Annotated in this window: 10 protein-coding genes; 4 read left to right on the top strand and 6 right to left on the bottom strand. The window is 72.8% G+C overall.

Translation table 11 applies throughout. From position 1 onward, the window contains the following. The 3 genes from ESO86_RS05965 to ESO86_RS05955 all read right to left on the bottom strand — a co-directional run. Positions 1-460 (bottom strand): ABC transporter ATP-binding protein (locus ESO86_RS05965; protein WP_165307396.1); only part of this gene is annotated, 460 nt, incomplete at its 3' end. Then, positions 457-2,019 (bottom strand): ABC transporter permease, encoded by a 1,563-nt coding sequence (locus ESO86_RS05960; RefSeq protein ID WP_129234066.1) that lies wholly within the window; start codon positions 2,017-2,019, stop codon positions 457-459. The genes ESO86_RS05960 and ESO86_RS05965, both read right to left, overlap by 4 nt. A 75-nt stretch (positions 2,020-2,094) precedes the next feature. Continuing rightward, on the bottom strand, positions 2,095-3,114 hold the full coding sequence (locus ESO86_RS05955) for an extracellular solute-binding protein (protein ID WP_129234063.1): 1,020 nt from the start codon (positions 3,112-3,114) through the stop codon (positions 2,095-2,097). Positions 3,115-3,294: 180 nt separating this feature from the next. Between ESO86_RS05955 and ESO86_RS05950 the strand changes: the two genes are divergently transcribed. Continuing rightward, the gene (locus ESO86_RS05950; protein WP_129234061.1) at positions 3,295-3,633 is read left to right on the top strand and encodes an ArsR/SmtB family transcription factor; all 339 of its coding nucleotides are present in this window, start codon (positions 3,295-3,297) and stop codon (positions 3,631-3,633) included. Further along, positions 3,630-4,091 (top strand): SRPBCC family protein, encoded by a 462-nt coding sequence (locus ESO86_RS05945; RefSeq protein ID WP_129234060.1) that lies wholly within the window; start codon positions 3,630-3,632, stop codon positions 4,089-4,091. Before ESO86_RS05950 ends, ESO86_RS05945 begins: the two co-directional genes overlap by 4 nt. A 33-nt stretch (positions 4,092-4,124) precedes the next feature. On the opposite strand, the gene ESO86_RS05940 is transcribed toward ESO86_RS05945, so the two are convergent. Then, positions 4,125-5,600, bottom strand: a complete 1,476-nt coding sequence (locus ESO86_RS05940) for an MFS transporter (protein ID WP_479722778.1) — start codon at positions 5,598-5,600, stop codon at positions 4,125-4,127. Between the two features lie 101 nt (positions 5,601-5,701). Here ESO86_RS05940 and ESO86_RS05935 point away from each other — a divergent pair, with 101 nt between their 5' ends. Next, the gene (locus ESO86_RS05935; protein WP_242492225.1) at positions 5,702-6,793 is read left to right on the top strand and encodes a threonine aldolase family protein; all 1,092 of its coding nucleotides are present in this window, start codon (positions 5,702-5,704) and stop codon (positions 6,791-6,793) included. Positions 6,794-6,927: 134 nt separating this feature from the next. Further along, positions 6,928-7,515 carry a nitroreductase family protein gene (locus ESO86_RS05930; RefSeq protein ID WP_129234058.1) on the top strand — a complete coding sequence of 196 codons (588 nt, stop codon included), beginning with the start codon at positions 6,928-6,930 and terminating at the stop codon, positions 7,513-7,515. A 237-nt stretch (positions 7,516-7,752) separates the two neighbouring features. On the opposite strand, the gene ESO86_RS05925 is transcribed toward ESO86_RS05930, so the two are convergent. After that, a complete protein-coding gene (locus ESO86_RS05925; RefSeq protein WP_129234056.1) occupies positions 7,753-8,802 on the bottom strand; it encodes a zinc-dependent alcohol dehydrogenase family protein in 1,050 nt (349 codons plus the stop codon). A 74-nt stretch (positions 8,803-8,876) separates the two neighbouring features. Continuing rightward, positions 8,877-10,289: carboxylesterase/lipase family protein (locus ESO86_RS05920; RefSeq protein WP_165307393.1), on the bottom strand; the 1,413-nt coding region annotated here is incomplete at its 5' end.

Below are 10,289 nucleotides of genomic sequence, written 5' to 3'. Positions count from 1 at the left end.
CGAGCGCCACCCGCTGCGCCTGGCCACCGGAGAGCTGGCCCGGCGCGCGTGACGCGAGGGGTGCGAGGTCGACGAGGTCGAGGAGGCGTCGCACCTCGTCGGACTTCGCCGCCCGCCGTGCCGCGCGCGACGAGCCGCGGCCCGCGAGCATGCCGAACGCGATGTTCTCGGCGACGGTGAGGTGCGGGAAGAGGGCCGCGTCCTGGGGCACCCAGCCGATGCGCCGCTTCTCGGGGGCGAGGTGGATGCCGTGCGTGGTCACCATGCGTTGGCCGATCCGGATCTCGCCGGACCGGGCGCGGAGCAGGCCCGCGATGGTGCGCAGCAGCGTCGTCTTCCCGCATCCGCTCGGCCCGACGATCGCGAGCAGCTCCCCGTGGGGGACCTCGACGTCGACGGCGTGCAGCACGGGCGCGCCCTCGTAGCCGACCGTCAGGTCGCGCACCTCCAACCGGCTCACGCGATCGCCTCCCGGGTCGCCTCACGTCCGGCGCGCGCGTCGGACAGCAGGAACGCGGGCACCGCGGCGACCAGCAGCAGTGCGACCGCGTAGGGCGCGGCGGCGCCGTAGGCGGAGATGTCGGTGCGCTGCCAGAGCTCGACGGCGAGCGTGTCGGTGCCCGTCGGGCGCAGCATGAGGGTCGCGGGGAGCTCCTTCATCGCCGAGACGGCGGCGAGGAGCGCGGCCGCGAAGATTCCGGGGCGCGCGAGGCGCGCGGTGACCGACCACCACGTGCGGGCGCGCGAGGCGCCGAGCGTGCGCGAGACGTCCTCGAGCGAGATCGGCACCTGGCCCGTCGCCGCGCGGATCGACCCGATGGCCTTCGGCATGAAGAGGATGCCGTAGCCGAAGGCGAGCACGAGCGCCGTCTGGTACAGGGCCGGGACGACGCTCAGCGAGAAGAACACGAGGGAGAGCCCCACGACGATGCCGGGCAGTCCGAGCGCGAGGTAGCCCGCGGACTCGATGCCCCGGACCATCCGCCCCCGGTGACGGGCGGCGAGCACGCCGATCGGCAGCGCGAGGGCGACGGCGACGACCGCCCCGCCGGCGGAGAGCAGCACGGTGTTCCCGATCGCGCGTGCGAGGTTCGCCCCGTCGAACGCCTGCAGCGTCTCGGCCGTGAGCACGCGGCCGAGGAGCACCGAGACCGGCACGACGACCGCCACCGCGGGAACGAGGGCGAGCAGGGCCATGCCCGGAGCGGTCCACGACCCGAGGCGCGTCATCCGTCGCCGTCCCGCCGCGGGCGCGGCCTGGATGCGGCGCGCCGCACGCCCGCGCGCGACCTGTTCGCCGATCACCACGATCAGCGCGAGCCCGACGAGGAGCACCGCGAGCACGGCGGCCTCGTCTCGGCTGAAGCTCGCCGAGTACGCCTGCTGGATCGCGGTCGTGAGCACGGGGAACCGGAACAGCGCGACGCCGCCGAAGTCGCTCAGCGTGTACAGGCACACGAGCAGCGCGCCCGCCAGCACGGCGGGCCGGATCTGCGGCCAGGTGCCGAGCATGAACGAGCCGAACGGGCCGCGACCGAGCGTGCGGGCGACGTCGTCCAGGCCAGTGCTGCCGATCCGCATGGCCGCCGCGACCGGGAGCGTGACGTAGGGCACCGACACGAAGCTGAGCACGAGCCACGCGGCCCAGAAGCCCTTCATCGACGGCTGCCAGGCGAGCCATCCGTACGCTGCGAGGTACGACGGCATCGCGAGCGGGAGCGCCGCCAGGACGGCCCACGCGCCACGCCAGCGCAACCGGGCCCGCGCGAGCAGGAACGCGCTCGGCACGCCGAGCGCGACCGCGGTCAGGGTGACGGATGCCGCGAGCAGCACCGAGTTGCCGACGAGCAGGGGGATCCGCGGCCGCTCGAAGACCGCGGCGAGCTCGCCCGGGTCGGCCGAGGCCACCCGCACCACGAGGTGGATGACCGGGATCGCGGCGAGGGCGACCGCGGCGAGGGATGCCGCGATGAGCCCCCACGGGCGGCGGGGGCTCGGCGTCGCGACTCGATCGGTCATCTCAGGTCCAGCGTAGGCGTGCGGGGCTGGGCTCCCGCCGGGTCTCCGGCCGCGTCATCCGCTCGCCCCTCGGGCTCAGATGAGGCCGTTGTCGGCGAGCAGCTGCTGCGACTCGCCGACCGAGTCGAGGTCGCTGAGGTCGAGGCCCGGGTTCAGGAGCGTGTCGATCGCCGGCAGGCCCTCGGGGGCGTCGACGCCGGGCAGCAGCGGGTACTCGAAGGTCTCCTCGACGAAGTACTCCTGCGCCTCCTCGGAGACGAGGAACTCGACGAAGGCGCGCGCGGCGTCGTCGTCGGCGGCGTCGTTCAGGATGGCGGCGCCCGTGACGTTGACGATGCCGCCGGGGTCGCCGGGCAGGAACTTGAGCTGTGCGCGCATGTTCTCGGCGCCCACCTCGGCGGCCTGGCGGAACCAGTAGTAGTGGTTGATGAGGCCGAGCTGCGCCTGCCCGGTGTTCACGAGGTCGAGCGAGGCGAGGTTGTTCTCGGTGAGCTCGGGGTCGTTGGCGGCCATGCCCTCGACCCAGGCGGCAGCCGCCTCCTCGCCCTCCAGCACGCGCAGGGCGGTGACGAACGACTGGAAGCTCGCGTTGCCGGGTGCGAACGCCACCTCGCCGGACCATTCCTCGCCGGTGAGGTCGTCGACGGTGTCGGGCACCTCGTCCTCGGAGAGCTGCTCGCCGTCGTACGCGATGACTCGGGCGCGGCCGGTGACGCCGATCCACGAGTCGTCCTGCGAGGTGAAGCCGTCGGGGATCAGGTCGGCGAGCTCCGCCGGGATCTCGGCGACGAGGCCGGCGTCGGCGAGTGCGCCGAGCGCGCCGGCGTCCTGCGACAGGAACACCTCGGCGGGGGTGCGGTCGCCCTCCTCGAGGAGCAGCGCCGTGAGCTCGGGGGTCGCGGCGTAGCGCGCCTCGACGCGGATTCCGGTCTCCTCCTCGAACCGCTCGATGAGCGGCCCGACGAGGCCTTCGTCGCGACCGACGTAGACCGTGAGCGTCTCGGCGTCGTCGGCCGGTGCGGTGCAGCCGGTGAGGGCGAGTGCCGCGGCCGCGAGGCCGGCTCCGGCGAGGACGATTCGGCGTCGTGCGCGCATGGGCGTAGTGGCTCCAACGATCGATGAGAAGGTGAGGGCCCGTCGAGTGCGGGCGAACTTAGCTTAGCCTCACCTGCGTTCGGCCTCGACCTCGGACGTCATCGCGCGAGCCGACGGCGCTTGACGTGCACCGAGGCCGGAGCTATGGTTAAGCACTTCATTAATTAAGGATTCGCTTACATGGCGGATGCCGACGACGAGCTCAGCCTCGTCTTCCGCGCCCTCGCCGACCCGACCAGGCGTGCGATGCTGTCTCGCCTGCACCGCGGGCCCGCGACCGTCGGCGAACTCGCCGAGCCGTTCCCGATCAGCCGCCCGGCCATTTCACAGCACCTCGCGGTGCTCGAGCGGGCCGGACTCATCGAACGCACCGTCAGCGCGCAGTGGCGCACCTGCACGCTGCGCACGGAGCCGCTCGACGAGGCGTCCGACTGGGTCGAACGCCACCGCGGCGAGTGGAACGAGCGATTCGACCTGCTCGACGAGCAGCTCCGCAGGATGAGAAGGGGTACCCCATGACCGGTCAGACCGACGCGCAGTTCACCATCACCCGCATCTTCGATGCGCCCCGAGAGCTGGTCTGGCGCGCCTGGACCGAGTCCGCGGACGCGGCCGAGTGGTGGCACCCGCGCGGCATCGCCATCAAGGAGGGCAGCGTCTCCGTCGACGCCCGGACGGGCGGCCGGTACGCCTACACGATGGTGAACCCCGCCGACGGCAGCGAGTACCCGACCACGGGCGTCTACCGCGAGGTCGACCCGCCCCGGAGGCTCGTCTTCACCTGGACGTCGCCCGGCGACCCGGATGAGACCGCCCCGGTCATCACGGTGGACCTGCGGGAGCTCGATGGAGACCGCACCGAGATGCTGTTCCACCTTCGCGGGTTCCCCGGCGAACCCGGCGACGAGAACGTGTACGACGGCTGGGACTCGGCATTCGACCTCCTCGGCGAGCAGTTGACGGCGAGGATCCGCTGATCGGACCTGTCGGTGCGGCGGCCCGTCGGCCCGTCAGACCCGGGGCTCCGATCCGGAGGGGTCGAGCGCGGCCGCCCCGGCAGCCTCGGTCGGTACCGCCGCAGGCTGCACGGCCTCGCCGGCGGGAACGGAGGTCTCGTTGCCGCGATACGTCTCCGAGAGCAGCCGGTAGGACCTCGTCGTGAACGCGAGCAGCGCGGCCGCGATGGTCGCGAGCCCGCCGAAGACGAACACGAGTGCGATGCCGCGCGCGTCGCCGTCGCCGAGCAACCATCCCCACGTGGCCCGACCCGACGGATCCTCCATGTAGGGGATGATCCAGAACTCCGCGATCGGAGCGATGAGGAACGCCGTGATCGGCGCGGCCGCCGACTCGACGGCTGAGGCGAACCCGAAGACCCTGCCCTGTCGGCGGAACGGCACGACCTTCTGGATCACGGTCTGCTCGGCCGCCTCCACGACGGGGATCAGGCACATGTACAGCCAGATGCCGGCCGCATAGAGCCACCACTGCTCGCGGATCGTGAAGGCGGCGCCGAGCACGCCCATCGCGACCACGACGAGGAGCATCGTGCGGATCGGGTTCCTGCCGAGTCCGAACCTCGCGATCACCAGGCCGCCGATGATGAAGCCCGTCGCGGTGACGCCGAGCACGATGCCCCACACCTCGACCGAGAAGATCGTGAGCCCGTACGGGTCCATGAGCGCCAGGTAGAGGCCGCCGATGAGGTTGTTGAAGGTGGCGAAGACGATGAGGGCGGCCAGGCCGGGCACGACCCGGATGGCCCGGATGCTGCCGCGCAGGTCCACGATCGGCTCGCGGCCCGCCTCGCGCGGAGGCTGCTCCTCCGGGACGCGGAGGAACAGGAGGTGGACGAGCGCCACGAGCGTCAGGGCGACCGCGATCGCCAGCGTCCATCCCATGCCGAGGAACCCGATCGCGAGCCCGCTGAAGACGCTCGTCACGATGAAGGCCACGCCCTGCACCGTGCCCACCAGTCCGTTCGCGTTCGCGTGGCGCTCGACCGGAACGAGCAGCGTCACCGTCGTCGACAGCGCGATGTTGCGCATGTGCTCGATGACCGACCCGAAGAGGATGATCCCGGCGAACGCCCAGAACCACGGCCCGCCGAGGTCGACGAGCGCGGACTCGGGCTGCAGCAGGTAGATCCCGCCGGCGACGACGAACGAACCGAGCGTGACGAGGCTCGAGAACCGCATCACCTGGATCTTGCGGTGCCGATCGACGATGGTGCCGAAGAGCATCGCGAAGAACGCGATGAGGAGCATGTAGACGCCGCCGATGATGCCCGTCGCGAGCACCGACCGGGTCTCGAGGTACACCCAGAACGTCAGCGCGAACCACAGGAAGCTCGTCGTGACGTTCGCGAGGGCCGTGTTGACGAGCACCTGCAGGAACGTGCGCATGCCGTTCGCGGGCGGCACCGCGCCGGCCGACGCATCGGGACCCTCAGCGGCGCGGTCGGTCGCTCCCACCTCTTCGGACATGGGGGTGAGCGTAGGCCGCACCGCCGACATCCGGAACCCCGCGCCATCGACGGACCGGACGGCGGAGCGGGCCCGCCCGCTCGGTCTGGGAGAATCGTCCGGTGACCCCTGAGTTCCAGCCCCTGCACGACACCGCCTTCCGCGGCTTCGCCTCCGACAACTACTCCGGCGTGCACCCCGAGGTGCTCGCCGCGATCGCCGGGGCGAACGGCGGGCACCAGGTCGCCTACGGCGACGACGACTACACCGGTCACCTCCACGAGGTGTTCGCCCGCCGCTTCGGCGACCCGGTCGAGGTGTACCCGGTGTTCAACGGCACGGGCGCGAACGTCACGGCGCTGCAGTCGATGCTCCCGCGCTGGGGCGCGGTGATCGCGGCGTCCACCGCCCACATCAACGTCGACGAGGGCGGTGCGCCCGAGCGCGTCGGCGGCATCAAGCTCCTGACGGTGCCCACGGACGACGGCAAGCTCACGCCCGAGCTCGTCGACCGCGAGGCGTGGGGCTGGGGCGACGAGCACCGCGCCCAGCCGCTCGTCGTCTCGATCACCCAGACGACCGAGCTCGGCACCGCGTACTCCGTCGACGAGATCCGGGCGCTCGCCGACCACGCGCACGAGCGCGGGATGACGCTGCACATGGACGGCGCGCGGATCTCGAACGCCGCGGCATCCCTCGGCCTGCCCCTCCGGGCGTTCACGCGCGACGCGGGCGTCGACGTGCTGAGCTTCGGCGGCACCAAGAACGGCGCGCTGCTCGGCGAGGCGATCGTGGTGCTGAACCCCGCGGCATCCGAAGGCCTGAAGTACCTGCGCAAGCTCAACATGCAGCTCTCGTCGAAGATGCGCTTCGTGTCGGCCCAGCTCATCGCGCTGCTCGACGGCGACCTGTACCTGCGGAACGCGTCGCACTCGAACGCGATGGCGCGCCGCCTCCGCGACGCGCTCGACGCGGGCATCGCCGCCGGCGAGCTGCCCGGCCTGTCGTTCACGCAGCAGACGCAGTCGAACGGCGTGTTCGCGGTGCTGCCCGCGGGCGTCGCCGACCGGCTCCGCGAGCGCGGGTTCAAGTTCTACGACTGGGATGCCGCGAAGAACGAGGTGCGCTGGATGTGCTCGTTCGACACGACCGAGGACGACATCGACGCGTTCGTGGCGGGAATCCGCGAGGAGCTCGCGCGCGCGGCGGCCTGACCGGCCGGTCGGCGTCGCCGGTCGCCGGCGCGCCCGCTCGCGTCGGGAATGCCCCGAGGATCCATGCGTTGTAATGGATTGGGACGACGGTGTCCCGGCACGACCATCGCAACCGCTCGGAAGGCACCGTCACCATGACCCTCGTCGACACCTCGCGCCACGTCCCCACCGACGCCCCGCTCATCGCCCCCCTCGTGGAGCGCTGGAGCCCCCGCGCCTACGACCCCACCGCCGAGCTCTCGGAGGAGAGCCTGCGGACCCTGCTCGAGGCCGCCCGCTGGGCGCCGTCGGCCAACAACGTCCAGCCGTGGCGCTTCATCGTCGCGCGGCGTGGCAGCGAGGCGTTCACCGCCGTGCACGACGCGCTCATGGGCTTCAACCAGGCGTGGGCCGACTCGGCCGCGGCGCTCGTCGTGAACGTCGCCGAGACCGTCGACGAGGCCGGCACCCCGCGCCCGTGGGCGAAGTACGACCTCGGCCAGGCCGTCGCCTACATGTCGCTCCAGGCCCAGCACGACGGCCTGCACACCCACCAGATGGGCGGCTTCGACGCAGCCCGCCTCGCCGAGGCCTTCGGCCTGCGCGCCGGCCTCGACGTCGTCTCGGTCACCGCGATCGGCAAGGTGGGCGACGCGTCGGCCCTTCCCGAGCCGCTGCGCGAGCGCGAGGTCGCCCCGCGCAGCCGCAAGCCGCTCGACGAGATCGTCATCGCGGCGGCCTGATCGGGCCGTTCCCGAAGCGGGGCGGATGTCGCGGGCCGCGGCATCCGCCCCGCACCGCGTCACCGCGTCACCGCGTCACCGCGTCACCGCGTCACCGCGTCACCGCGTCACCGCGTCACCGCGTCACCGCGTCACGACGGGAGGAACTTCCGAGCGACACGCCGCCGGGAGCGGGCCGACACGCCGCACCCCGCGGGAAGGTTCCTCCCGGAGCGACGCGGCGTCCGGCGCGGCCGCCTACGGACGCAGCAGCACCTTGATCGCGCGGCGCTCGTCCATCGCGGCGTACGCCTCCGCGGCCTCCGCGAGCGGCAGCTCCAGGTCGAAGACGCGGCCGGGGCGGATGGCGCCGGAGCGCACGTCGGGCAGCAGGTCCCCGATGTAGCCGCGCACCGGTGCCACGCCGCCGTTCACGCCGACGTTGCGGTTGAACATGGGCCGCACGGGCAGTTCGGGCCCGCCGTTCGGCGCCCCGACGTAGCCGACCATGCCTCCGGGGCGCGTCGAACGCAGCGCCTGGTCCATCGACTCCTTCGTGCCCACGCACTCGAGCACGCGGTCCGCGCCGATGCCGCCCGTGAGCTCCTTCACGCGGGCGACGCCCTCGTCGCCGCGTTCCTCGACGACGTGCGTCGCACCGAACTCGCGCGCGAGCGCCTGCCGGTCGGCGTGGCGCGACATCGCGATGATCGTGGTCGCGCCGAGCCGCTTCGCTGCGATGATCGCGCACAGCCCGACGGCGCCGTCGCCCACGACGGCGACCGAGTCGCCCGGGCCGACGCCCGCCGAGACGGCAGCGTGGTGCCCGGTGCCCATGACGTCGGAGAGCGTGAGCAGTCCGGGCACCTCGTCGTCTGCGACGGGTCCGGGTACGACGAACAGCGTGCCGTCCGCGAGCGGCACGCGCACGCGCTCGCCCTGGCCGCCGTCGGCGACGCCGCCCACCTTGTCCTCGCCGCCCCACCAGCTGCCGGACAGGCACGAGGTGCTCACGCCGTTGCGGCAGTTCGCGCAGGTGCCGTCGCACACGTAGAACGGCGCGATCACGAAGTCGCCCGGCTTCACCACCGCGACCTCGGGCCCGACGGCCTCGACGACGCCGACGAACTCGTGCCCGATGCGGTGCGGGGCGTGCGTGGGCGTGACGCCGCGGTACGGCCACAGGTCGGACCCGCACACGCAGGCGGCGACGACGCGCACGACGGCGTCGCCTCCGGTCGAGAGTTCGGGGTCGGGCACCTCTTCGACGCGGATGTCCCGGGCGGCGTGGATCACGGTGGCGAGCATGCGTGCGAGCCTACGCGGCCGGCCGGTGGTGCGGGCTCACGCGTGCGGTCCGGGCTCGCGCGTGCGGACGCGTCTCACACGTGCGGCACGAACTCCTGCCATGCGCGGCGCTTCCTGCGCCGCGGATCGGCGACGACGCGGTCGACGGCATCGAAAACGAGCGTGCGGCGGTGCCGCTCGTCGTAGCGGGGCCAGTCGTCGCCGGGTGCGCCGGATGCCGCGAACCCGGTCCAGTGCGCCTGCATCCGGCGCCCGACCGCGCGGAACATGCGCCGGCCCCCGAGCACGGTCAGCCCGGCGCCGACCGGGGTGTCGAACTTCTCGAACAGGGCGAACAGCTCGAGGCCGTGGGTCGCGTCGAGGCCGAGCCACCGCGCCGCGCGCGGCGCCGCGTCGAACCGGTAGCACCAGGTCGGCGCGTACCGCGAGTGGCGCTCGGCGACCTTGACGCTCGGGAACCAGAACGTGAAGTCGCCCGCGAAGTCGGCCGCGGCACGGCGCTCGGGCAGGCCCGGGTAGCGCGCCTTGATCGCCTTGCGCGACCGCTTGGCGGTGTTGGCGAAGATGGCGCGGATGCGCGGCTTCGTCGTCGGCAGGATGTCGATGCGCCCCTCGAACAGCGACCCCTCGCGGTCGTTCGTGCCGATGATGAGCGGCACTCGGTGCGCGAGCCCGGCGCGGAACGCGTCGAGCGGTCGGTGCGGCAGGAACCCGCCGTCGATCACGGGTGCGAGCGCGATCGTGCCGGGGTGCTCGTCCGGCGTCCTGACGGTGAGCTCGGTCGTCGCATCGGCCAGCCGCATCGGATCGGTCGTGCGCAGCATCGCCGCGGCATCCTCCGGCGCCTCGCTGTCGAGGTCGTCGTCGTCGACCATGCGGGCGAGGATCCGCACGTACTCCGCCGCCCAGCGCTGCGCGATCTCGGGCGGGTAGACAGCGTTGGCAGGCGAGCTCTGCGCGATCGCCCGCGCGAAGAGCCCCTCGGCGGCGGGCACGGCGAGCAGGGTCGTGACCGAGTTGCCGCCCGACGACTCGCCGAAGAGCGTGACGCGATCGGGGTCGCCGCCGAAGGCGCGGATGTTCCGGCGCACCCACTCGAGCGCCGCGACCTGGTCGCGGAGGCCCAGGTTCACCTCGAGCGGATGCTCCGGCCGCGAGTAGGCGCGCAGGTCGAGCCAGCCGAGCGCGCCCAGCCGGTAGTCAATCCCGACGTAGACGACGCCGTGCTCGCGCGCCATCCGCTCGCCCTGGCGGGGGTACTCGGCGGCGGAGCCGACGCTGTAGGCCCCGCCGTGCACGAACACCATGACCGGCCGGAGCGCGCCGTCGTGGTCGGCGTCGGGGGCGGTGACGTTGAGGCGCAGGCAGTCCTCGCTCCGCGCGAGGTGCTCGGCCGCGCCGAGGAACTGCCCGCGCCGGTGCTGCGGCGCGACGGGTCCGAAGCGTGTCGCGTCCCGGATGCCGTCCCAGGGGGCGGGCGGCACGGG

Origin of the sequence: Agromyces binzhouensis (assembly GCF_004135055.1) — a bacterium.
GTDB lineage: Bacteria > Actinomycetota > Actinomycetes > Actinomycetales > Microbacteriaceae > Agromyces > Agromyces binzhouensis.
The sequence above is the reverse complement of the archived record's forward strand: the minus strand, read 5'-3'. Positions and strand labels throughout refer to the sequence as shown.